General features: G+C 39.2%; 25 protein-coding genes and 1 tRNA gene. 6 read left to right on the forward strand and 20 right to left on the reverse strand.

The window, feature by feature from the left end; genetic code table 11:
• Nucleotides 1-31: 31 nt before the first annotated feature.
• From ADM50_RS08465 to ADM50_RS08510, 10 genes are all read right to left on the reverse strand, one after another.
• On the reverse strand, nt 32-1,342 hold the full coding sequence (locus ADM50_RS08465; RefSeq protein WP_049485324.1) for a type II restriction enzyme: 1,311 nt from the start codon (nt 1,340-1,342) through the stop codon (nt 32-34).
• Nucleotides 1,343-1,345: 3 nt separating this feature from the next.
• Nucleotides 1,346-2,200, reverse strand: a complete 855-nt coding sequence (locus ADM50_RS08470; RefSeq protein WP_049485325.1) for a DNA adenine methylase — start codon at nt 2,198-2,200, stop codon at nt 1,346-1,348.
• A gap of 144 nt (nt 2,201-2,344) precedes the next feature.
• Nucleotides 2,345-3,418, reverse strand: coding sequence for a DGQHR domain-containing protein (locus ADM50_RS08475; RefSeq protein ID WP_049485326.1), 1,074 nt, complete (start codon nt 3,416-3,418; stop codon nt 2,345-2,347).
• Entirely contained in the window at nt 3,418-4,026 is a 609-nt protein-coding gene (locus ADM50_RS08480) for a hypothetical protein (RefSeq protein WP_049485327.1), read from the reverse strand. The genes ADM50_RS08475 and ADM50_RS08480 overlap by 1 nt, the downstream gene beginning before the upstream one ends.
• A 345-nt stretch (nt 4,027-4,371) precedes the next feature.
• Nucleotides 4,372-4,443: transfer RNA gene (locus ADM50_RS08485), tRNA-Arg, on the reverse strand.
• Between the two features lie 42 nt (nt 4,444-4,485).
• Nucleotides 4,486-4,833, reverse strand: coding sequence for a 50S ribosomal protein L19 (gene rplS, locus ADM50_RS08490; protein ID WP_001068669.1), 348 nt, complete (start codon nt 4,831-4,833; stop codon nt 4,486-4,488).
• 118 nt (nt 4,834-4,951) lie between these two features.
• A complete protein-coding gene (gene crcB, locus ADM50_RS08495) occupies nt 4,952-5,281 on the reverse strand; it encodes a fluoride efflux transporter CrcB (protein ID WP_049485328.1) in 330 nt (109 codons plus the stop codon).
• Complete coding sequence (crcB, locus tag ADM50_RS08500; RefSeq protein WP_049485329.1) at nt 5,275-5,649, reverse strand: fluoride efflux transporter CrcB; 375 nt, start codon at nt 5,647-5,649, stop codon at nt 5,275-5,277. Before crcB (ADM50_RS08500) ends, crcB (ADM50_RS08495) begins: the two co-directional genes overlap by 7 nt.
• Nucleotides 5,646-5,912: a chorismate mutase gene (locus ADM50_RS08505; protein WP_049485330.1), complete on the reverse strand. Its 267-nt coding sequence runs from the start codon at nt 5,910-5,912 to the stop codon at nt 5,646-5,648. Before ADM50_RS08505 ends, crcB (ADM50_RS08500) begins: the two co-directional genes overlap by 4 nt.
• A 115-nt stretch (nt 5,913-6,027) precedes the next feature.
• Entirely contained in the window at nt 6,028-6,471 is a 444-nt protein-coding gene (locus tag ADM50_RS08510; protein WP_001162125.1) for a flavodoxin, read from the reverse strand.
• Nucleotides 6,472-6,574: 103 nt separating this feature from the next.
• Here ADM50_RS08510 and ADM50_RS08515 point away from each other — a divergent pair, with 103 nt between their 5' ends.
• The 3 genes from ADM50_RS08515 (at nt 6,575) to ADM50_RS08525 (ending at nt 8,902) form a co-directional block, all read left to right on the forward strand.
• Nucleotides 6,575-7,519 (forward strand): DHH family phosphoesterase, encoded by a 945-nt coding sequence (locus tag ADM50_RS08515; RefSeq protein WP_049485331.1) that lies wholly within the window; start codon nt 6,575-6,577, stop codon nt 7,517-7,519.
• Nucleotides 7,520-7,626: 107 nt separating this feature from the next.
• Nucleotides 7,627-8,496, forward strand: a complete 870-nt coding sequence (locus ADM50_RS08520; protein ID WP_049485332.1) for a lantibiotic ABC transporter permease — start codon at nt 7,627-7,629, stop codon at nt 8,494-8,496.
• 163 nt (nt 8,497-8,659) lie between these two features.
• Nucleotides 8,660-8,902: a type B 50S ribosomal protein L31 gene (locus tag ADM50_RS08525; protein ID WP_000710762.1), complete on the forward strand. Its 243-nt coding sequence runs from the start codon at nt 8,660-8,662 to the stop codon at nt 8,900-8,902.
• A gap of 117 nt (nt 8,903-9,019) precedes the next feature.
• Here ADM50_RS08525 and ADM50_RS08530 read toward each other — a convergent pair whose 3' ends face one another.
• The 7 genes from ADM50_RS08530 to ADM50_RS08560 all read right to left on the reverse strand — a co-directional run bounded on the left by ADM50_RS08530 (nt 9,020) and on the right by ADM50_RS08560 (nt 18,172).
• On the reverse strand, nt 9,020-10,354 hold the full coding sequence (locus ADM50_RS08530) for an Nramp family divalent metal transporter (RefSeq protein WP_000100514.1): 1,335 nt from the start codon (nt 10,352-10,354) through the stop codon (nt 9,020-9,022).
• A 217-nt stretch (nt 10,355-10,571) separates the two neighbouring features.
• Nucleotides 10,572-13,748, reverse strand: coding sequence for a carbamoyl-phosphate synthase large subunit (gene carB / locus ADM50_RS08535; protein ID WP_049485333.1), 3,177 nt, complete (start codon nt 13,746-13,748; stop codon nt 10,572-10,574).
• Nucleotides 13,749-14,196: 448 nt separating this feature from the next.
• Nucleotides 14,197-15,276, reverse strand: coding sequence for a carbamoyl phosphate synthase small subunit (locus tag ADM50_RS08540; protein ID WP_000166847.1), 1,080 nt, complete (start codon nt 15,274-15,276; stop codon nt 14,197-14,199).
• 49 nt (nt 15,277-15,325) lie between these two features.
• Nucleotides 15,326-16,249: an aspartate carbamoyltransferase catalytic subunit gene (locus ADM50_RS08545; RefSeq protein ID WP_049485334.1), complete on the reverse strand. Its 924-nt coding sequence runs from the start codon at nt 16,247-16,249 to the stop codon at nt 15,326-15,328.
• Between the two features lie 18 nt (nt 16,250-16,267).
• Nucleotides 16,268-16,789 carry a bifunctional pyr operon transcriptional regulator/uracil phosphoribosyltransferase PyrR gene (gene pyrR / locus ADM50_RS08550; RefSeq protein WP_049485335.1) on the reverse strand — a complete coding sequence of 174 codons (522 nt, stop codon included), beginning with the start codon at nt 16,787-16,789 and terminating at the stop codon, nt 16,268-16,270.
• Nucleotides 16,790-16,999: 210 nt separating this feature from the next.
• On the reverse strand, nt 17,000-17,629 hold the full coding sequence (nth, locus tag ADM50_RS08555; protein ID WP_049485336.1) for an endonuclease III: 630 nt from the start codon (nt 17,627-17,629) through the stop codon (nt 17,000-17,002).
• On the reverse strand, nt 17,630-18,172 hold the full coding sequence (locus tag ADM50_RS08560; protein ID WP_000773190.1) for a YceD family protein: 543 nt from the start codon (nt 18,170-18,172) through the stop codon (nt 17,630-17,632).
• A 167-nt stretch (nt 18,173-18,339) separates the two neighbouring features.
• Here ADM50_RS08560 and ADM50_RS08565 point away from each other — a divergent pair, with 167 nt between their 5' ends.
• Nucleotides 18,340-18,669, forward strand: a complete 330-nt coding sequence (locus tag ADM50_RS08565) for a hypothetical protein (RefSeq protein WP_049485337.1) — start codon at nt 18,340-18,342, stop codon at nt 18,667-18,669.
• A 331-nt stretch (nt 18,670-19,000) separates the two neighbouring features.
• Nucleotides 19,001-20,560, forward strand: a complete 1,560-nt coding sequence (locus tag ADM50_RS08570) for an ATP-binding cassette domain-containing protein (protein WP_049485338.1) — start codon at nt 19,001-19,003, stop codon at nt 20,558-20,560.
• A 190-nt stretch (nt 20,561-20,750) separates the two neighbouring features.
• Here the strand turns inward: ADM50_RS08570 and ADM50_RS08575 are convergent, their stop codons facing one another.
• The 3 genes from ADM50_RS08575 to ADM50_RS08585 form a co-directional block, all read right to left on the reverse strand.
• Complete coding sequence (locus tag ADM50_RS08575; protein ID WP_239684807.1) at nt 20,751-21,350, reverse strand: CPBP family intramembrane glutamic endopeptidase; 600 nt, start codon at nt 21,348-21,350, stop codon at nt 20,751-20,753.
• A gap of 107 nt (nt 21,351-21,457) precedes the next feature.
• Nucleotides 21,458-22,357: a zinc metalloprotease HtpX gene (gene htpX / locus ADM50_RS08580; RefSeq protein WP_049485340.1), complete on the reverse strand. Its 900-nt coding sequence runs from the start codon at nt 22,355-22,357 to the stop codon at nt 21,458-21,460.
• A gap of 1 nt (nt 22,358) precedes the next feature.
• Nucleotides 22,359-22,919 carry a LemA family protein gene (locus ADM50_RS08585; protein ID WP_000219838.1) on the reverse strand — a complete coding sequence of 187 codons (561 nt, stop codon included), beginning with the start codon at nt 22,917-22,919 and terminating at the stop codon, nt 22,359-22,361.
• A 93-nt stretch (nt 22,920-23,012) separates the two neighbouring features.
• On the opposite strand from ADM50_RS08585, the gene rsmG reads away from it, so the two are divergent.
• On the forward strand, nt 23,013-23,726 hold the full coding sequence (rsmG, locus tag ADM50_RS08590) for a 16S rRNA (guanine(527)-N(7))-methyltransferase RsmG (RefSeq protein WP_000801957.1): 714 nt from the start codon (nt 23,013-23,015) through the stop codon (nt 23,724-23,726).
• The last annotated feature ends 15 nt before the right edge of the window (nt 23,727-23,741 follow it).

Here is a 23,741-nt window from a genome sequence, read left to right on the forward strand (position 1 = left end):
CATTTCCAAACATAATCAACGCTCCTTATTTTTATATATTTACTAAATTAAAAATCCAGTTTAGCCAACTTATAACAGAAGTCGCTCTCCTTGAAGCTACATCTATACTACATACATTATATTCCAATTCAAGTTCAACTACTCTACCTTTATCTGGGATCATACCTGTTTCTATAATTTCTCTAAATAATTCTCTAAAAATTCTATGAGATAAAATTAACTTGACTAATTCTAACTGTCTTTCTTTATAACTCTTTTTATAAACAGCCACACCAACATTAGTCAAGCCGTATTTTGTAACTTTATCTTCTTTTATTCTTTGAAATAGACCTAAATATTTACCAGCATTAAAATAATATTCTTTTTGGCGAATTGTAAACTTCATCAATTCAATAATTTCTTCACTTGTCATTGGATTGTCATACATATTTTCTAACAAAGAAACTATTCTTTCAAAGTTATCAGCCTGTATAAATGGAACACTACTTTCACCATTCATATTATCACTAATAACTTCAATATCCTCAATGCTATCATAGACATCTTTTATTTCATCTAACGTAATAGAAGTATCTTCTAAAGAATAGTTTTTAGTTCCAACTAATTCTATTGAAGAATAATTCCCTTTATCTTTAAAACGATACTCCATTAAACGAAAAATTTTATTTGTATAAATTGAAAATATCAAACGTATAGGTTTATCAACTTTACTTTCCCAAGTTCTATACGGATAATAAAGTTGACGAATATGAAAATCCTCATGCAGTACATTTTTTGCCTCTAGGATCACAACCCAATGGTTCGATTCAAAACCACCATCAATTTCTATTTGCGCTCTATCTACATTTACTCCTAGTTGAATCTGTCCTACTGTATCAACTTTAAAATCAAATTCCCCTGATGACATTCTACCATTAAAAGTTCCATATAAAACATCATCTGAATCCAGTTCAAGAAAATCTTCTAGTATTCCTGAAATCTGTAATACATTTATGGCATTTGCTTTAGAAGTAATATTATCTACATCAATGGTTTGTAAGTCAGGTAATTCAACTGTTGCCATATTTTTTACATGTTCTACTACTTTAGGCAGTTTTTGATACAACAAGAAATCACTTAAAATATACGAACTTCTGCTATCAGGTAGAATACTAATCTCATTCTTTTTTAGACTACTTGGCAACTGTTCTGAACTATCCCACTTTGCCATCAATCTAGGTTCTTTTACTTCCTTTATCTGCGAAGCAGAAATCTTAAAAAAACCATTATTAGATATTTCTGTTAAAATATCATACTTATCAATTAACACTTGCCAAGCGTCTGAAACGTTTATTTTTCCCATAACCTACTCTTTTTCGTAATTATAAATTAAAACCTCAGCAATTTCTCCTCTTTTATCTGACTGACTATTTACACTTCGTCTTGCTTGCACAATTTCAATATTAAACACATCTTTATCAGCATACAATTCTAAAATTTCAGGAGAATAAGAATTAGATTGTAAAAATTTAACCCCTCTTTTATGGAGTTTTAAACACTCATCTCTAAGTTCTACTTGTTTGTCATAGTCAAAACCATGTTCTGTATACCCAGTAAAACTAGAAGAAGTTGAAATAGGCATATAAGGGGGATCAAAATAAACAAATGCACCCCTTCTTAACCTTTTTAACGCTTCTTTATAATCACCAGTTAAAAATTTAACATTCGCTGAATTAAAATAATTTGAAATAGCTTTAATAGTCACTTCATTCACAATAGAAGGATTCTTATACTTTCCATAAGGTGTATTAAAGAAACCTGCTCTATTAACTCTAAACAAACCATTATAACAAGTTTTATTTAAATAAATAATTCGTCCAGCTTTTTCTACATTTGAAAATTTTTCATAATCCTCACTACGATCTAAAGAGCGAATTTCATAAAAATATTCTTCAGAGTGTAATTCTTTATGCCTTTTTAAAACATCTATTAAACCATCAGGATCATCTTTTATCACCTGATAAACATTCATCAATTCTTGATTGTAATCATTGATAATTGCCTTCTTTGGTTGTTGATGAAACAATACTGCACCCCCACCAACAAAAGGCTCAACATAAGTAGAAATCCTTCTAGGAATTAAAGGTTCAATTTCTGAAATTAGTTGTCGTTTTCCACCTACCCATTTAAGAACAGGTGCAACAAGTATATTTTTCTTCATTTTTTTATATGACCTCGTATCTTTTAATTATATCATATTTCACTTAAATCTTTCATTCAGCGAACTCTAAAAATGCTGAAAAAACTAAAGTAACAAATACAAAACAAAATAGACCAGCTTCCTGATCCATTTTATTTATCTATTTTAAAATTCTGAGTTTGAAATTTGCATGAGTGCATCCTCAAACTCACCTTTCAAACGATTTTGGCCTACTCCACCAGCTTGAAATTCTTCAGAAATAAGTTGAATATGTTTACGTTCAAAAATATCTTTTATCTTCTTAAAAATGTTTACAAAAAACTCCTCATCTAATCTTCCTTGTTCCATACCAAAATTATAAAATTTTTCAAAAGCCTTGATTAACGCTAAATATCCAGTTGTTTTGGTCAAAATATAGTCATTTGAATACCACTCTTTTTCAAAAACTACACTCACAGCAGTAAAATAATTTTTAAGGATTTTCAAAATTATATCATCATTCTCATTTATAAAGAAATTTCGTAGTGGTAATTTCTCATCTGGCAATAATTTATCGCCATTTTTTATACGAATCATATCTTCCTGAGGATTTTTTGAAATTAGTTCAACTAATCCTTTTACAAAAGTCCCTTGAGATAAAGTGTTTGATCCGCGTTCTCTTTTACCTAACATCTTCAACCTCTGATAAAAAGGATATGTGTGTTTTGAATTCATAATTCTAGCTATATAGTGACAAGTTTTTAATGGACTTCTTTTTGTACTCAGTTCAAATAAATCATAGATTAAAGATTTATCAACTTTTGCTTGATTACTATTTATTGTAGAAAATACATATGCTTTCTCCTCTTCAGTTAGATCAAACATTAATACAACAAGTAATTCACATCTGAATCCTGAACTACTGCTTGCTCGGCTAATTCCCTCTACTCGATGTTGTCCATCAATTATCTCGAAAATGCAATTGTCATCATTATACTCGATAAGAGTACCACCATTCTTCAATTTACAAAATGAAGAATCAACTGATAATATTATTGGTGTAGGGAAAGTAGCATCAGGATCCTTGCAATATGATTCGATTTCCATTACCCTTTTATCAGATCTGTCTCTTTGAATTCCTTCATTGTCTCTTCTAGGACGTACATAAGAACCTTTTATCAAATCACTAGAATCAATTTTTCCAAGGTAAAATGTTCCTATAGGTTGTGTAATTTCTATTACTTTTATTTCTTTTTGCATTATACACTCACATCCTTCCCTGTATCATCCTTAAAGCTTTTAATTTCTTCATTATTCTTATCTAATTTTTCCATTTCTTTATTTTCCATTTCCAAATAATCTTCAAAATTTTGAGGGTATTGTATAAGTCTATTTAAACAATAATAAAAGAAAGTACCATATATTGAAATTACAGCAATCAAAATTTGAATCCAATAATCAGTTCTGTATATACCTGAATATAACAGTAAAGATGTAATAAGCATTACAAATATAAAAACTATTATAACATAAAGATAACTAGTTATTGATGTCTTGCCTATAACAGGTAACAATTTATCATTTTCAATATTTGTTTCACTCAGTTTTCTATTTGCCTCTGATTTCTTCTCTTCTGATAACAGATATATAATTGCATCAGAAAGAACTGTAATTAACAATGTAATCGAAAAAATATAGATATTTCCTTGTTTAAATGAATCCTCAATAGTTTCTCCACGCAATAATTGTGAAAAATTTGTAAAAAAACCTGCTAATAGAGTAGTTACAATCCAAAGCAGTACAATTCTATCTTTTTTTAAAATTTTAAAAGGAAATAGAAAAAAATTATTTTGCTTCTTTTCATTCATAATTAATCTTTCTCCCTAACTAAATTTAATACTACATAGTTTATTAAAATTCTACACTTAATCAATATTTATATTAGCTACTATTATAGCAAAAAATGTAGAAACTTTAAAGAATAATATTATTATATTTTTAAAGACTAAATATAGAATACAAAATAAAATAGACCAGCTTCCTGATCCACTTTATTCTATATTTATTAAGTGAAAAATATTTTTGGTCAAATTTTGGTCATGGTTTGGTCAAAAAAACTCAAAATACTAACCTATTTAAAAAAACAAAATTGTGATGATTGCCTTTAAACTAACACTTTGAATATTCTTTATTCTTCTTTACTTTACTAAAAATGCCCCCTGCAGGAATCGAACCTGCAACTACTCCTTAGGAGGGAGTTGTTATATCCATTGAACTAAGGGAGCTAGAGAAAAACCCTGCTGGGTAAGCAGAGTTTTTTTGTCGAATTAACGACGGATTTCTTTGATACGAGCTGCTTTACCTTGAAGAGCACGCAAGTAGTACAATTTCGCACGACGTACTTTACCGTAACGAACAACTTCGATCTTTTCAACACGTGGAGTGTGGATTGGGAAGATACGCTCAACACCTACACCGTTAGAGATTTTACGAACTGTGTAGTTTTCTGAGATGCCAGCACCTTTACGTGCGATAACAACACCTTCAAAAATCTGGATACGTTCACGGTTTCCTTCGACAACTTTCGCGTGTACACGAACAGTGTCACCAGGACGGAATGATGGGATATCTGTACGAAGTTGACCTTCAGTCAAGCTTTGGATTAATGGATTCATTTTATTCTCCTATCTTTGTCAATCTTGAGGAATCCTCCTCAGCGGATAAACTGTATTTTTGTGCGTCCATTACACACAAGAGACAGTTTACCATATTTCCACCTAAAAGTAAAGGAATTTATAGCAGAATTCCTAAAAAAATCGCTAGAAACCCGCCTATGTAAGTTAAGAGGAAATAGCTATAAAATACCTTCTTGTCACTTAACAGTTTTTGCAGCTCGTCATTCAGAGTTGAAAAGGTCGTCAACCCTCCACAAAAACCTGTCGCTAGGATAGCATAGACTTCCTTGGACTCCACATGATTGTAAAGTAGGCCAATTAAAAAACATCCTAGAAGATTGGCAATGAGAGTTCCTAGTGGCAATTTAGAAGCTTGATTATAGCGGGAAAAGAAATAACGCACCAGGGCTCCGAACCCGCAGGCGATTGCAAGATAAACGATTACCATTTCTTCCTCCCTAGAACATAAGCCAAGAGTAGACCTCCACCAATACTAAAAATCAAATACAGGACTAAACTAAGATAACGCCCAGTATCGAGCAATTTCACAGCATCAAGCATTAGGCTAGAAAAGGTTGTCAGGCCACCACAAAATCCCGTCCCCAGCGCTAAAACCAAGCCTTTACTAGTTCCCTTATGGGCCAGATAGCCTTTTACCAGATAGACCAGGCAGAATATTCCCAGATAATTGACGAGAAGGGTTCCCCAAGGAAAGTCTGGGCTAGCTGGTAACCAAGTGGAAATGAGATAGCGGATAAGGCCTCCCACCATTGCAGCCAGAAAAATTCCTAGCGGATAAAATTGTTCTTTTTTCATTTAATGTTTTGATCCTGATAATCACGCGAACGTTTGAGTATGTCTGAAAAAGTTGCAACAATGGTCTCCTGATAGCGCTTATCTTCTACTCGATTTTTGACTTTCTCAAAAATAACTTCTTCTCTCTTAGTATCTAAAATAGGTTTCCCTGAGGATTTCTTATAAGCGACAACCCCCTCAACCAAATGCATTCGTTCTTCTAGGAGCTTAACGATTTGGTCGTCGATTTGATCAATTTCTTGCCGAATAATATCTAAGTTCATACAGTCTCCTCCTTTATTTGAATTATTGTATCAAAAAGCCACCAAATAGGCTAGTAAAATCTAGTTTAACTACTAAAAACTGCACTGACTCCTTCCAGTCAGCGCAGTTTGATTCTTATCCTACTTTTGCAGCCAATTCTTCTGCGAATTGTTCCAAGCGTTCGATGTCTTCTTCTTCAGCAGAGAGGTCCACTTTAACGCACTCTGAACCTTTTTCTGCTCCTGTCGCTACAAAAACACGATCAAAGTCATCAACAGCTTTACAGAATTCGTCGTAGAAGGTATCTCCTGAACCGACCACTCCGTAGATTTTGCCATTCAAGTTGAGATCTGCTAGATCTTCGTAGAAGTCCATCATCTCATCTGGCAATTCTCCATCACCGTAAGTATAAGTCGCAACGATTGCGATGTCCGCCTCCAAGAAGTCTGAAGCGTCAACAGTCGTACATTCATCCACATCGACATCCAAGCCCAAGTCACGCAATTTATCTGCTACAATATCTGCAATTTCTTCGGTATTACCGGTCATACTGGCAAATACAATTTTTGCTAATGCCATATCTTCCTCCTCAATTTATCTTTCTCCATTATATCATATCTTTTTCATTTTAAAAATAAAAATTCTTGTGCTACAATGAAATGAGAAAGAATTGAGGTTATTTATGGAAATTTGCCAGCAAATATTAGAGAAAATCAAAGAATACGATACCATTATCATTCATCGTCATATGAAACCAGATCCTGATGCTTTAGGGAGTCAAGTGGGCTTGAAAGCTCTTCTCACACACCATTTTCCAGAAAAGACTATCAAAGCGGTCGGTTATAACGAACCAACTCTAACCTGGATGGCGGAAATGGATACTGTCCAAGACAGTGACTACCAAGGAGCTCTTGCTATTATTTGTGATACAGCAAATTGTCCTCGTATCGATGATAAACGCTACGAACAAGCTGCTTTCACCATCAAAATCGATCACCATCCAAACGATGATATCTATGGTGACCTATCTTGGGTGGATACAAGTTCAAGCAGTGCCAGTGAGATGATTGCATTATTTGCTCAAGAAAATCAGCTAGCTTTGTCTAGTGAAGCGGCACGACTTCTCTATGCAGGAATTGTCGGGGACACAGGGCGTTTTCTCTACCCGTCAACTAGTGCCCGTACCTTTAGAATAGCTGGCCAGCTCCGAGAAATTGATTTTGACTTTGCTGGATTATCTCGTCAAATGGATACCATGAGCTTCAAGATTGCAAAATTGCAAGGGTATGTTTATGATCTCTTAGAAGTTGATGAGAATGGGGCTGCACGCGTTCTGCTTACTCAAGACATCTTGGAAAAATATAAGGTTACGGATGCTGAAACAGCGGCAATTGTCGGAGCACCTGGCCGAATTGATACTGTTAAGGCTTGGGCTATCTTTGTTGAACAAGCTGATGGCCACTTCCGTGTGCGAATGCGCAGTAAAATCATCCCTATCAATGAGATAGCCAAACGACACGATGGGGGAGGGCATCCATTAGCCAGTGGTGCCAATTCCTATAGTCTAGAAGAAAACGAACAAATATATAAAGAACTGAAAGAAACTCTACAGATTCACCAAGGCTAAGAAAGAATTTTCTTGGCCTTTTATATGCTAGATTCTTAAAATATACGGTTTCTTTGTACCTCAGTTTATGGTATAATAAATCAAACTGAATAAAAGGAGACTTAATAATGGAAAAAAATCGTTTGTATATTCTCATTTCTGCTGGAGTAGCCATTCTTGGTTCACTCTTGCCATGGGCTAGTTTAAATGCAGGTTCTTTTGGGTCCTATAGCGTGAATGGTTACCAAGGTGATGGTTGGTTTGTCATTATCGCGGCTATTGTGTCTATTGTTCTTGCTTGCTTGAATAATATGAATAAAGCAATGCCTAAAGGGTTCTCAATTGGTGTCATTGTTGCGGGTGCAATTGCAACTCTCGTCACACTAAATAGTCTCTTTAATGTAAATAAGTACATGTCTAACTTTGGTGGATACGGCATTTCAATCGGCTTTGGTTTGATTTTGGCTATTCTTGCTAGCATTGCACTAGTTGTAACTGGTCTCTTGGCAATGTCAGGTGGTAAAATTACAAAAGAGTCATTTACTGAATTAGCTGAGTCTGGTAAAGATTTTGCTCAAACTGTCGGACGTGTAACAAGCTCTACCGTTAAAACTGCGGTCGAAGAAATCAAAAAAGAATCTCAAGAACGTAAAAAAGAAGAAACTACAGCTGATAAAACAGAGACAGCTAAAGAGGAAACCGAGCAAAAAGAAGAAGCTAAGGAACCAGCTAATGTGGAAGCTGAATCAGCAGCAGAAAACGCAGAACCAGTAAAAGAAGAAACTACTGAATCTGAATCTGAAACAAAAACAGAAGCTGAGCCAGTAGCCGAACCAACAGAAACAGAGGCTGAAGCTGAAACTGTAACAGAATCAACAGAAACAGAACCTACTAAAACTGAAAAAGAGGCTAAATCAGCAGAAGAAAACGCAGAACCAGTAAAAGAAACAGAAGTAAAAAATCAACAAGAAGAAAAAGCTCCAAATCAAGAGAACTAATCATTCTTCTACCCTCACTCCAGTAAACACTGGAGTGATTTTTTATCAAGATTTTTAATAAAATCAGGGAAAAGACTTGCCAAACTTATCAGAATCTGATAGACTAGTAAGGTAACAATCTATGGCTCGCAAAGAGACCATGGCAGAAAGGAAATATTGCAAAATGAAAAAAGATATCCATCCAGAATATCGCCCAGTTGTCTTCATGGACACAACTACTGGTTACAAATTCCTTAGCGGTTCAACAAAACGCTCTAACGAAACTGTTGAGTTCGAAGGCGAAACTTACCCATTGATCCGTGTGGAAATTTCATCAGACTCACACCCATTCTACACTGGACGTCAAAAGTTCACTCAAGCAGATGGACGCGTGGATCGTTTCAACAAAAAATACGGTCTCAAATAATGATAAAAAAGAACAGTTACCACTGTTCTTTTTTTGTACTTCTTTTTATGAACCAATCACTACTACTTTCTATGTTGTCAACCTTCACGCTGACACTATAATTGATTTCAAACGAGTTTAAAAAATATCGAAAAGAAGCTTGATATTGAGAATGGTCAAGATGATTGAAACTGCGTAACCTAGGATTGTATTCCACTTGGCATTGGTGAATTCTCCCATCAGTGACTTCTTAGAGGTCAGATAAATTAAGGGGAAGATTGAAAACGGAAGAGCGATTGACAGAAAAACCTGTGAATAGACCAATAACTGATCCAAGGTTTTTTCTTGATGTCCAAACAAGACGGCGACTATAATCACAGGTAGCAAGGCAAAAATACGGGTACCGATACGAATAATCCACTGAGGCAATTTCAGATGCAAGAAACCTTCCATGACAATCTGTCCTGTCAAGGTGCCTGTGATGGTAGAATTTTGACCACTTGCTAAGAGGGCTAGGGCAAATAAAGTTGACAGAGTTGAGCTGGCTATCGCTCCTGCTATTGTCGAATCCTGTAAAGCATTGTACATTTGGGAGAATGCCGAAATTTCAGATGCATGACCAAAAAAGAGAGATGCCCCTAAAATAAGAAGCAAGGAATTGACAATAAAGGCTAGGGACAACTGAAGATTTGAATCCCAGGTCATAAAACGCACAGCTTTTCGAACATCCTTCTTATCTTTGTGATTGATTTTCCTTGTTTGGGATAGGGATGAATGAAGATAGAGATTATGGGGCATGACTGTCGCTCCCACAATTCCTAGAGCCAAGGTTAATTGGCTTTCATGACCTGGTAACGGTGTTTCAAATAAAGTTGAAGTCGGTAAATAACCACCAAAGATACCCTGAATACTTGGATTGGATAAAGCTACCAGATAGGTAAAGATGGCTAATATGGTTAAAATAAGAGTCGTAACAATGGCTTCAATTTTTTTGAAGCCAAATTTCATCAACAACAACAAAAGAAATACATCTAAAACGGTTAAGAGGATAGCGACCATAATCGGTATTTTAAATAAAAGATTTAAGGCAATCGCTGAACCTAGAACCTCGGCTAAGTCTGTCGCCATTAAAGCTAATTCTAAAATCACCCATAAACTATAGCGAAGCCATTTGGGAGCATGATGAGCTGTTGCCTGTGCTAGGTCCATCCTAGTCACGATACCGAGCTTTCCAGCCATCTGTTGTAACTGCATAGCAATGATGGATGAAATCAAAATAACAAATAAGAGACTATATTTGTAGGAAGCACCACCAACCACACTGGTAATCCAGTTTCCAGGATCCATATAACCAACTGCTACAAGAGCGCCAGGTCCTAAAAATGCTTTTAGATTTTGCCAAAAATGATTGTTATTGGGAGTTTCAATAGATTGGTTGATCTCAGAAAGAGAGACTTTTTTGTAAGAAGACATCGGAATTTTACACTTTCTAATCTGTCTTTACTTATTTTCTTAATGGAGTTTTTGAAAATATAATGAAAATAGTTTCCTATTTCCAATTCTTCCTTATTATATCACATTTTAGAATGATTCCTAAGAAAACAAATGATAGTTGAAATAAACAATATCAGTATTGTAAAAGCCAGCGTTTTCTGACGCTGGCTTTAAAACTGTGAAAATTCTGTCTCAACTAGATCGCTTCTGTGACAAAACTACGGCTTTCTAGCACCTTGAGCATGGCATTAGCTGTATCTAGGGCTGTAAAGAGTGGCACACCGTGTTCAATGGCTGAACGACGGATTTGCTCACCATCTTCGTCAGCAGTTCGTTTGGTTCCGACAGTATTGATGATCGCTTGGATTTTCCCTTTGCGAACAAAGCTTGGAATATCCTGTTCATCGTCACCAATCTTTCCAACAGGTTGAGCTTGCAGTTCATGACTGGCAAAGAAGGCTGCTGTCCCTTCTGTCGCAAGGATACCATAACCGATATTTTGGAAACGACGAGCCAAGTCCAAGGCTTCATCTTTGGCATCATCAGCGATGGTAAAGACAACATTTCCAAAGGTTGGCAAGTGTAGGTAGGAAGCTTCAAAGGCCTTATAGAGAGCTTTTTCAAGAGTAGTATCAGAACCCATGACTTCCCCTGTTGACTTCATTTCAGGACCGAGCAAGCTGTCTACCTTAGCTAGTTTCGTAAAGGAGAAGACTGGCGCCTTGATATGAACGCGAGCGCTTTCTGGATAAAGTCCATCTTGGTAGCCAAGTTCTTCAAGACTTTGCCCTAGAATGAGCTTGGTCGCTACCTGAGCCATAGGAATATTGGTTACCTTAGAAAGGAATGGAACCGTACGGCTGGCACGTGGATTGACCTCAATAACGTAAACTTTTTCATCCTTGATGACAAACTGAATGTTCATCATCCCAAGACAGTTGAGGCCGATTGCTAGGCGTTTGGTGTAGTCTGCGATGGTTTCCTGTACCTTTTGCGACAAGGTTTGTGGCGGGTAAACGGCCATTGAGTCACCTGAGTGGACACCAGCACGTTCGATATGCTCCATGATACCAGGGATGAGGACATTTTCCCCGTCTGAGATGGCATCAACTTCACACTCTTGCCCAACGATGTAAGAGTCAACAAGGACTGGGTGGTCTGGACTGGCCTTAACAGCGGTACGCATGTAAGAACGAAGATCTTCTTCGTTTTCAACGATTTCCATAGCACGTCCACCCAAGACATAAGATGGACGAACGAGGACTGGGAAACCAATCTTGCGAGCAGCAAGCACAGCTTCTTCTTCATTAGTTGCTGTTTGTCCTGGTGGCTGTGGAATATCCAAGTCTTTAAGGGCTTGTTCAAAGAGGTCACGGTCTTCGGCACGGTCTAAGTCAGCGACTTGGGTACCAAGGATGGTCACACCTGCTTTTGCCAAAGGTTCCGCAAGGTTGATGGCTGTTTGACCACCAAACTGAACGATAACGCCTTTTGGTTGCTCCAAGTCGATAACATTCATAACATCTTCGAAAGTCAACGGTTCAAAGTAGAGCTTGTCAGATACCGAGAAGTCTGTTGAAACGGTCTCTGGGTTTGAATTCATGATGATGGCTTCATAACCAGCAGCCTGAATAGCCTTAACAGAGTGAACGGTTGCGTAGTCAAACTCAACCCCTTGACCGATACGGATTGGACCTGAACCTAGAACTAGGACGGATTCCTTATCAGACTTGATAGACTCATTTTCCCATCCATAGGTTGAATAGAAATACGGTGTTTCAGAGTCAAATTCTGCCGCACAGGTGTCGACCATCTTATAGACTGGAACAATCTTGTTTTCCAAACGTAGTTGGCGAACTTGGTCAGCTGTCGTTTTCCAGAGTTCCGCAATCTTACGGTCTGAAAATCCATTGAGTTTAGCTGTTTTCAAGACTTCTAGATCTTGTGGATGGGCACCTAATTCTTGCTCAATTTCAAAGATGTGCAAGAGTTTATCAAGATAAAAGATATCAATCTTAGTCAATTCAGCAATTTCTTCTGGAGTGTAACCACGGCGAATAGCCTCTGATACATAGAAGAGACGGTCATCTTGGGCTTTCACAACCTTTTCAATCAAGGCATCATCTGAAACATCTGCAAGCTCCGGCATTTCATTGTGGTGAACCCCAATTTCAAGGGAGCGACAAGCTTTAAGAAGAGATTCCTCGATATTACGACCAATGGCCATGACTTCCCCAGTCGCCTTCATCTGGGTACCAAGACGACGTTCCCCTTTTTCAAACTTGTCAAATGGGAAACGTGGAATCTTGGCAACGACGTAGTCAAGGGCTGGCTCAAACATGGCATAGGTTGAACCTGTGACTGGGTTGATGACCTCATCCAAGGTCAAACCAACGGCAATCTTGGCAGCCAATTTGGCAATCGGATAACCTGTCGCCTTAGAAGCAAGGGCTGACGAACGCGATACACGAGGGTTTACTTCGATAACATAGTACTTGAAGCTATGCGGATCAAGGGCCAGCTGAACGTTACACCCACCTTCAATCTTGAGTGCGCGGATAATGCTCAAGCTCGCGTCACGTAGCATTTGGTTTTCATAGTCTGACATGGTTTGTGCAGGAGCAAATACGATAGAATCCCCTGTATGAATCCCAACTGGGTCAAAGTTTTCCATGTTACAAACAACGAGGGCATTGTCAGCTGAATCGCGCATCACTTCATACTCGATTTCCTTGAAACCTGCGATTGAACGTTCAATCAAACATTGGGTAACAGGTGACAGTTTCAACCCATTTTCAGCGATTTCGCGCAATTCTTCCTCGTTGGCACACATACCACCACCAGTACCACCAAGGGTAAAGGCTGGACGAACGATGACTGGGTATCCGATTGTTGCTGCAAAGGCCACTGCTTCTTCAACTGTGTTGACAATTTCAGATTCAGGGATTGGCTGCTCAAGCTCTTCCATCAATTGTTTAAAGAGGTCACGGTCCTCCGCTTGGTCGATGGCAGACAATTTAGTACCTAGAAGTTCGACACCAAGCTCATCTAGGATACCATTTTTAGACAATTCCATGGCCATATTGAGCCCTGTCTGACCTCCAAGAGTTGGAAGCAAAGCATCTGGACGTTCCTTACGGAGAATACGTGTCACAAACTCAAGTGTAATCGGTTCGATGTAGACCTTGTCCGCAATCTCCTTGTCCGTCATGATGGTTGCAGGATTTGAGTTCACCAAGACAACTTCATAACCTTCCTCTTTCAACGACAAGCAGGCCTGGGTCCCAGCGTAGTCAAACTCAGCAGCCTGACCAATAATAATCGGACCAGAACCAATCACCATAATTTTTTGAATATCAGTACGTTTAGGCATTTATAAGATATTAAGGGCGTCAAGCGGACCAAGCTAAAATAGGAGTTATGACGAAGAACTATCAGTTCTAGGAATAACTATCTTTTTAGCACCGTCCGTAGCCCGTATTCAGTTCAGCAAATACGGACCACCCTTCTCCTTTCTATTCGGCAACTCTCAGGTTGCCATTAAATAAATTCTCCGACGATTTTTTAGCGAAACGATATTTTTCGATAAAAAATCTAGTGCAGGGAGTTTTTAGTTCGCCTGATAGCGACTAAAAGAAACGACCTGCCTTTCTATTCGTCGCCTCACAGAGCGACATTAAATAAGATACAAAGGACGAATAGAAAGCGATTGAATTTTAGGAAACCAAGGAAGGATTGACAATCCAAGTTGGTTTCTCTAAATTCCGAGCTTTCCGTCCGTGTTCAGTTACATAAATTCTCCGAAGAGCTTTTACTCGTTCTTAGTTTGCTTGTTTAAAAGCTTCCATCATCTCGATAAATTCGTCAAAGAGGTAGCTAGCGTCGTGTGGACCGGGAGCTGCATCTGGGTGGAATTGTACAGAAAAACCTGGTTGGTATCTGTGGCGAACTCCTTCAACTGACTTGTCATTGATTTCTTCGTGGGTAATGATCAAGTGCTCTGGCAAGTCCTCACGGCTAACTGCATAACCATGGTTCTGGCTAGTAAAGTCTACACGTCCTGTTGCAATCTCACGTACCGCGTGGTTAAATCCTCGGTGACCAAATTTCATCTTGTAGGTCTTAGCACCGTTTGCCATAGCAAAAAGTTGGTGCCCCATACAAATTCCGAAAATTGGAATTTTCCCTTGCACACCACGAATCATGTCCAGTGCTTCTGGAACATCTTCTGGGTTACCTGGACCATTTGACAACATAACTCCATCAGGATTTAGGTGAAGAATTTCTTCTGCCGTTGTTGAATACGGAACAACCGTCACGTTACAATTACGCTTAGAAAGTTCACGTAGGATTGAGTGCTTGAGCCCAAAGTCTACTAAGACCACACTCAAACCAACTCCAGGAGCTGGATAGGAAGTTTTAGTAGAAACTTGTTTGATATTGTCTGTCGGCAAGACTGTTGCTTGCAGCTGGTCCGTCACATGGTCCATACTGTCTCCAACATGGGTCAAGGTTGCACGCATGGTACCATGCTTACGGATAATCTTAGTAAGTGCACGCGTATCAATCCCTGAAATACCAGGAATTTTCTTGGCTTTCAAAAATTCATCCAAGGTCATTTGGTTGCGCCAGTTGCTAGCTCGACGCGCCTCTTCGAAAACGACAACTCCTTTACAAGTTGGAATGATGGATTCGTAATCATCACGATTTATTCCATAATTTCCTACCAAAGGATAGGTAAAGGTCAAGATTTGTCCATTATAAGACTGATCTGTAATGGATTCTTGGTAGCCGGTCATCCCTGTGTTAAAGACGATTTCGCCTGTTACATCAATATCTGCTCCGAAGGCCTTGCCTTCAAAAACTGTGCCATCTTCTAATACTAGAAGTCTTTTTGTCATATTTTCACCTCTCGTGGACGCTCACTGGCGTCTTTTAACGTCTTGTGTTTTAGTTGGCGTTTCTACTCGCCAATACGGATTCTAAGATTGCCATCCGAACAAAGACACCGTTGGTCATTTGTTGGACAATGCGTGATTTTGGTGCTTCAACCAAGTGGTCAGCAATTTCCACATCTCGATTCACTGGAGCAGGATGCATAATGATTGCTGTTTCTTTTAAGCGATTATAGCGTTCTTGGTTCAAACCGTGTTGAGCATGGTAGTCTTCTTTTGAAAAAACTGCTCCACTATCATGGCGTTCATGTTGAACGCGGAGTAACATCAAAACATCCACCTGATCAACAATCTCATCAATAGTTACAAACTGTCCATAGTCCGCAAACTCTTGACTTCTCCATTCCTCAGGACCTGCAAAGTAAAGTTCAGCACCCAAGCGTTTCAAAATTTGCATATTGGATTTGGCAACGCGTGAGTGGTCCAAGTCGCCTGCAATGGCAACTTTGAGACCCTCAAAGTGACCAAATTCCTCATAAATAGTCATCAAATCAAGCAAGCTCTGACTAGGATGTTGTCCCGAACCATCACCACCATTGATAATGGAAGTCGTAATCGACGGACTCGCAATCAACTCTCTGTAATAGTCGACCTCTGGGTGGCGAATCACACAGACATCCACTCCTAGAGCAGATAGGGTCAAGATGGTATCATACAATGTCTCACCCTTATTGACCGAACTAGTCTTCACATCAAAGTCCAGTCGTTCCAGCCCCAGCTTAATCTCTGCCACTTCAAAGGACTTATGTGTCCGTGTAGAATCTTCAAAGAAGAGATTCGATACGATAGGTTTGTTCTCGTAGGGAAGTTGGGCTCCGTTTTTAAACTCGATCCCTCGTTTGATCAATTTCATCACTTGATCAACCGTGAGGTCTTCCATGGACACCACATGGTTCAATGCTTGTTGATTTTCTGACATGGCTACTCCTTCAGCTTTCTAAGCTTCTTCAGTAATCAGAACTCTGTCTTGGCCATCAAGTTCTGTCATCTCTACGATGATTTCTTCAGAACGACTGGTTGGAATATTTTTCCCAACGTAATCTGGACGGATAGGCAATTCTCTATGTCCACGGTCAACTAGCACCGCAAGACTCACGCGCGCAGGACGACCATGTCCAACAATGTTATCGATAGCAGCACGGATGGTACGGCCTGTATAGAGTACATCATCCACCAAAATAACTTCACGGTCAGTCACATCAACAGAAATCAAAGAAGTATCTTCTCCGCTTTTAACATCATCACGGAAAGGTTTGGTGTCCAATTCCACAACAGGAACAGTGATATTTTCCAACTGCTCCAAGCGTTCTTTGATACGATGAGCAATGAAAACACCACGCGTTTTTATCCCAGCTAGGATAATTTTATTCAAATCCTTATTGCGCTCGATAATCTCATAAGTAATTCGCGTAATCGCTCGTTTGACAGTCAATTCGTCTACAACTTCTTTTGCCTTCATGACAAACCTCCAAAAAGAAAAGTCTCCTTCTACAAGGAGACTTGAAATGTATAGCCAAGCGAGCCTTACTGTAAACAGTATAGACTTCACCCTTCTACTTTATCGCGCTCCTTGCCTGCCTCACGGGACAGGTTTAAAGGACTATTTAGTTATCATTTACTATAGCACAAAGCACCCTTAAAATCAAGAAAAAACTTTTTCAGAGTCCGCTTAAACATTGCTAAAATCATATAACTGGGGATAGTGGTCACATTCTGGATTTTTAGGATGACAGATAGCTCTTCCAAAGTAAATCATGGCCTGGTGAGCTGCTAACCATTCTTCTGGTGGCAGAACGTCCATGACACGTTTTTCTACTTCAAGTGGCGTAGCTGATTTTTTAACGATATCGTGATGCTTACAGATCCGCTCCACATGAGTATCCACTGCAAAAGCAGGAATTCCAAACCCCACACTCATGACAACATTAGCTGTTTTACGACCAACACCAGCTAGACTTTCTAATTCCTCTCGAGTCTGAGGCACTTGACCATCAAAATCATCTAGTAACTGTTGGGCACATTTTTTAAGAAATTTAGCTTTATTTCGATACAGTCCCAGGCGAGAAATGTGTGAAGCAATTTCACTCTCAGTTGCGACAGACATGGCTTGCGGCGTTGGAAAAGCAGCAAAGAGACCTGGCGTCGCCTTATTTACCGCTGCATCTGTCGTCTGAGCTGACAACATCACTGCAACCAGTAGTTCAAAATGATTATTAAAATCAAGACTAGGCTTAGCATCTGGAAAAAGGGCAATAATTTCCTCTATGACATGACGGGCACGTTTCTTGGATAAAACCATCTACTCGTCTCCATCAAATAGTCCTTGCAAGCCAGCAAATGGACTGTTTTCTTCTTTCTTGACTGCTTGTTGGGCTTGATATTCGTCTTCAGTCATGATTTGCCAGTCATTTCCTGACACAAAACCTTGGCCAGCTTCTTCTTCAGCTGTCAAGACCTTGATTGGGATATTGAGCAAGATATTATCTGCTACGCTCTCAGCAAGGTCAATTTCCCCATTTTCGATAGGCAAGACCAAGTCATCATCAAGAACCTCCTGGTCCAGTTGGTTGGTCGCTCCTTCCATGAAGACCTCTGTGACTGGATAAGACTCAGCCAACTCAACTGGTTCCATACTACGACTGGAAGCAAGAACAATGGTATATGACAACTGATAGTCTAAGAAATACAGACGGTCTTCGTACTGCACCTTTCCCACTGCAAGGATATCTTTGACATCTAAAATTTCTTGATTTCGTTTACGCAAGTCTGCTGCCAGGTCTAAAGCTTGTTCAAAATGCAGGCCTTCAGGTTGCTTACGAATTTCTTGAATATTTAACTTCATATTTCCTCCATAAAGATTTACTCACTTGATTATACCATGAAAAGGCTACAAGTCAGCCTTCCAAACTTTGATATTAAAATCTCATTTTTAATATATTTACTATGACATATTTTCTGATTAGTGCTATACTATAGGCAAGAATACATCAGAGCAAGGAGGATGCTCATATGGAAGACAAAGCACTCATCAACCAAGCTTACCAACTCCTATCCGAGTTAAATAAAAGCTACCAAAGTTGCAAACAGGGTACAGCCGATGATTTCCGTCTACAAGAACTGCTGAACAGCACTCTCAAGGAACTTAAAAAAGCGGAAAAGCTTGACAACAGTATCTTAATCGACCTTGAGAAGTTTTACCAACGTACCAGTCTACTGATCGGACTGGGGAGCCTAAAACTAAACGATCAAGCACGCACCGCTTGGCGCAACTATGACAAGTTCCATTACGAGCATGTCAAACACGTACTAACTCTTTATGGACCTGTTTTTGGATTTTAGAGTTTAGAATTTTGGATTTTCTATTGACAAAATTTCCTTAAAGGTATAGGATAGAGGTACTAATACTCGGAGGTAAGGGAGACATGAACAACTAAGTCTATCAAATAAAGAAACTTTATTTAGTAGATCTTGTTTTTGTCTCTTTTTGTGTGCTCTTTTTATACTAGATTTTCTAGTATCTTGTCCCCATTGAAAATCAAAAAACTAGAAAGCTATGCTCCTCTTGGGTTGGGTTAGGCAGCTCCAAGCTAGTTTGACGAGTTTTTCAACGAGGATAATAGAGTTTTGACAGTGACTTTGGGCTCTACTAGATAAAGTAGAGCTTTTTGTTATGCACTATCGACATTCTAGAAAGGGCAACAATATGATAAAAATCAATCATCTAACTATCACGCAAAACAAAGATCTACGAGATCTTGTATCTGACCTAACCATGACTATCCAAGACGGGGAAAAGGTTGCTATTATTGGTGAAGAAGGAAATGGTAAATCGACTTTACTACGAGCTTTAATGGGAGAAGCATTATCTGATTTTACTATCAGGGGCGACATCCAGTCTGACCTTCAATCACTGGCCTACATTCCTCAAAAAATCCCTGAAATTCTGAAAAATAGGACTCTACACGACTACTTGTTTTTGGATTCTGCTGATTTAGACTACAGTATTCTTTATCGTTTGGCGGAGGAGTTGCACTTTGATAGCGACCGTTTTGCTAGCGACCAAGAAATTGGCAGTCTATCAGGGGGCGAAGCTTTGAAAATTCAGCTCATTCACGAGTTAGCAAAACCTTTTGAGATTCTATTTTTAGATGAACCTTCAAATGACCTTGACCTTGAGACGGTTGATTGGCTAAAAAGGCAGATTCGAAAGATTAGTCAAACTGTTATTTTCATTTCCCATGATGAAGACTTTCTTTCTCATACGGCAGATACTATTGTCCACTTGCGGCTGGTCAAGCATCGGAAAGAAGCGGAAACGCTAGTCGAGCATTTAGACTATGATCGCTATAGTGAGCAGAGAAAGGCTAGTTTTGCAAGGCAAAGTCAGCAAGCTGCTAACGACCAGAGAGCCTATGACAAAACCATGGAAAAGCATCGTCGCGTCAAGCAAAATGTAGAAACTGTACTTCGAGCTACCAAAGACAGTACTGCCGGTCGCCTATTGGCTAAAAAGATGAAAACTGTTCTCTCTCAAGAAAAACGCTTTGAAAAGGAAGCTCAGTCCATGACCCAAAAACCACTTGAAGAGGAACAAATCCAACTTTTCTTTTCAGACATCCAACCATTACCGGCTTCTAAAGTCTTAATCCAACTGGAAAAAGAAAATTTATCCATTGGCGAGCGCATTTTAGTTCAGGGGATACAACTCACTGTCCGTGGCCAAGATAAAATCGGTATCATCGGGCCAAATGGTGTTGGGAAATCAACTCTGTTAGCCAAGTTGCAGCAACTACTAAGCGCCAAAAGAGAAATTTCACTTGGTTATATGCCACAAGATTACCATAAAAAACTGCAATTGAATTTATCTCCAGTAGCCTATCTCAGCAAAACTGGGGAAAAAGAAGAACTACAGAAAATCCAATCTCACCTAGCCAGTCTCAATTTCAGCTATCCAGAGATGCACCACCAAATTCGCTCCCTATCTGGTGGGCAACAAGGTAAACTCCTACTTTTAGATTTAGTGTTGCGCAAACCAAACTATCTCCTTCTGGATGAGCCCACACGAAACTTTTCTCCCACTTCTCAACCCGAAATCAGAAAACTCTTTGCCTCCTATCCCGGCGGTCTGATCACTGTTTCGCATGACAGACGCTTCTTAAAAGAGGTCTGTACGAGTATCTATCGTTTGACAGATCGTGGTTTGGAAGTTGTTGATTTACAAGATTTATAAATGTTGAACATAGCAAAAATCCAGAGACGATCTCTGGATTTTGTTTACACACGTCTTTCTTGGGAACATTGATATAAAGAGCGCTTCTGGCGTCTTTTACGTGACAGATTATGCTCTGACTTTTGTTTAAATTATATAAGCTAGAAATCATTTTTTACTATTTTACAGCTCAAAGCATTCTAATGCATCATTATCTCATATACAAAAAGCAAAATGCAACCAGATTATTGAGGACATGCAAAAGAATGGAATTCCATAGGTTGTCAGAAGTCTTATACCTTACCCCAAATGCAAATCCCATACCTAAATAGCTGATAAAGCTAGGAATAGTATAGGGACCATGAAGATAAGCAAAAAGAAGAGATGTGGCAAACAATCCAAAATATGTATTCTTAAATACTATCCCCTGTAACATACCTCGCATAAAGATTTCCTCCGTGACAGGTGCCAAAACACAGAGATCCACAAAAAGTACAGACCATGAAAGTGAAAAACTTTGCACAGCTTGAGTTGTGTCTGATTGGGTAGGACCTAAAAAATTGACCATAATATAAAACAGGAAAAGTAAGGCGTATGAAAGAAAACATTTTAAAATATCTTTTAGACAGATTTTCCGAATGTGAAACAAGTCATACTTTTTTCCTACATATAAAAATAATGCAAGTTCAACAAGGGTAAAAAGGATGGATAGCGGTAATGAATTTATTCTCATGATTTTCTCTGCTATACTCAAATGAATTGGCATAAAAATCAAAATCAAGAAAAACGTCATCCAGCGCTTATACATCATTCACCTCAATTATATAGAATTACATATATTATACTATTTTTTGGTGAGATAACAAGTTAAAAGTGAGATACTAAAAGCAAAAATCCAGAGGTCATCTCTGGATTTTTTTACATTTGTTTCAAGCGTTCGATTCGTTCTGAGATAGGCGGGTGGGTATAAAAGAGTTTTTGAAGTCCGCCACCTTTCTTCGGATCATTGATATAAAGAGCGCTGCTGGCATCATCGACATGGTGATGCATTGGCTCGCTATTCTCCAACTTGCGCAGTGCATTGATCATCCCTTGAGGATTGCGAGTCAGCTCCACACTGGATGCATCCGCCAAAAATTCCCTCTGACGGGAAATGGCTAGTTGCACCAAGGTTGCTGCGAGAGGTGCTAGAACAATGGCTAAGAGAGAGATAACAAGCATGATAATCTCCAAACCATTTCCATCACGATCATTATCACTCCGTCTGCGACCAGTGCCACCCCACCACATCATCCGTCCTGCCATACTAGACAGAAGGGTAATGGCACTGGCAAGGGCGACAGCAATGGTCGAAATGCGAATATCGTAGTTTCGGATATGACTGACTTCATGCCCCATAACAGCTTCTAGCTCCTCACGATTCATGATAGCTAGAAGGCCCGAAGTGGCTGCGACTGCTGCATTCTGCGGATTCGAACCTGTTGCAAAGGCATTTAAAGAAGAATCCTCAATGATGAAAACACGCGGCATAGGAATCTGGGCCACCATGGCCATATCTTCTACTACATGGTAGAGGTCTGGTGCTGTTTGCTCATCAACCTCACGCGCCCCATTCATAGACATGACAATCTCTGTCGATTGAAAGATCATGGTCAGAGCGTAGATAAGACCAATAATCAAGGCAATAATCACGCCACCAAGACCTGAGCGCATGAAGAGATAGCCAACCGCATAACCAACCAAGGCCAAGAGTAGGAAGAAAACCAGCAACAAAATCCAAGTTTTTCGTTTATTGCTCGCAATTTGATCAAACAACATCTTAGTCACCTAAACCGCTAAAGTCAACTTTAGGAACTGCCTTTTCCTCTTCAGGTGTTTGAAGGAAGTCTGCAGCTTTAAAGCCAAATAGTCCTGCGATGATGTTACTTGGGAAGCTTTCAAGTTTTACATTGTAGTTGCTGACAACACTGTTGTAGAGTTGGCGTGAGTAAGAAATTTTATTTTCTGTATTGGTCAACTCTTCTTGCAATTTGATAAAGTTGGCACTAGCTTTCAAGTCTGGGTAATTCTCTGCTACTGCAAAGATACCAGAAATCTGGCGGGTAAGGGCATCACTGGCCTTCATCGCTTCAGCTGGTGAAGTTGCTGCGGCTACTTGTCTACGAAGTTCTGTCACCTTTTCCAAGGTAGAACCTTCATATTTGGCATAGCCTTTGACTGTTTCAATCAAGTTTGGGAGGAGATCATTACGACGCTTCAACTGAACATCTATCTGGCTCCAAGCCTCCTTGGTCTGCATACGATTTTTAACCAAACCGTTATAGCTAACAATCACAAAAATAACAATCAGAGCCAAAACTCCAAGAATAATCCAAGTCATAATCTTATTCCTTTCTGCTTTTAGATTACTACCAGTATATCAAAATTTTAATGAATATGGTAAAATAAGGTGATACTAGAGAAGGAAACGACTATGAAACCAGAAACATTTTACAGCCTACTAGCTGAGCAAAATCTTCCACTTTCGGACCAGCAAAAGAACCAATTTGAACGGTATTTTGAACTCTTGGTCGAGTGGAATGAGAGGATTAATTTGACCGCTATTACGGATAAAGAAGAAGTCTACCTTAAGCACTTTTATGATTCGATTGCACCCATCCTACAAGGCTTGATTTCAAATGAAACTATCAAACTTCTTGATATCGGAGCAGGGGCAGGATTTCCCAGCCTTCCTATGAAAATCCTCTATCCTCAGTTAAATGTAACCATCATTGATTCGCTAAATAAGCGCATCAATTTCCTTCAACTTTTGGCTCAGGAGTTGGATTTGGATGGTGTTCACTTCTACCATGGGCGGGCAGAAGACTTTGCCCAAGACAAGAACTTCCGTGCCCAGTTTGATGTGGTGACGGCTCGTGCGGTTGCCCGTATGCAGGTTTTGTCTGAGCTGACCATTCCCTATCTTAAAGTTGGCGGAAAACTATTGGCACTCAAGGCCAGCAATGCTCCTGAGGAATTGCTAGAAGCCAAGAATGCCCTTAACCTCCTCTTTAGTAAGGTAGAGGACAACCTCAGCTATGCCCTGCCAAATGGAGATCCTCGCTACATCACTGTGGTCGAAAAGAAAAAGGAAACACCTAACAAGTATCCAAGAAAGGCTGGCATGCCCAACAAACGCCCACTTTAAACAATGGTGCACCCT

Origin of the sequence: Streptococcus oralis (assembly GCF_001075675.1) — a bacterium.
In the GTDB taxonomy this organism is placed as follows: Bacteria; Bacillota; Bacilli; order Lactobacillales; family Streptococcaceae; genus Streptococcus; species Streptococcus oralis_V.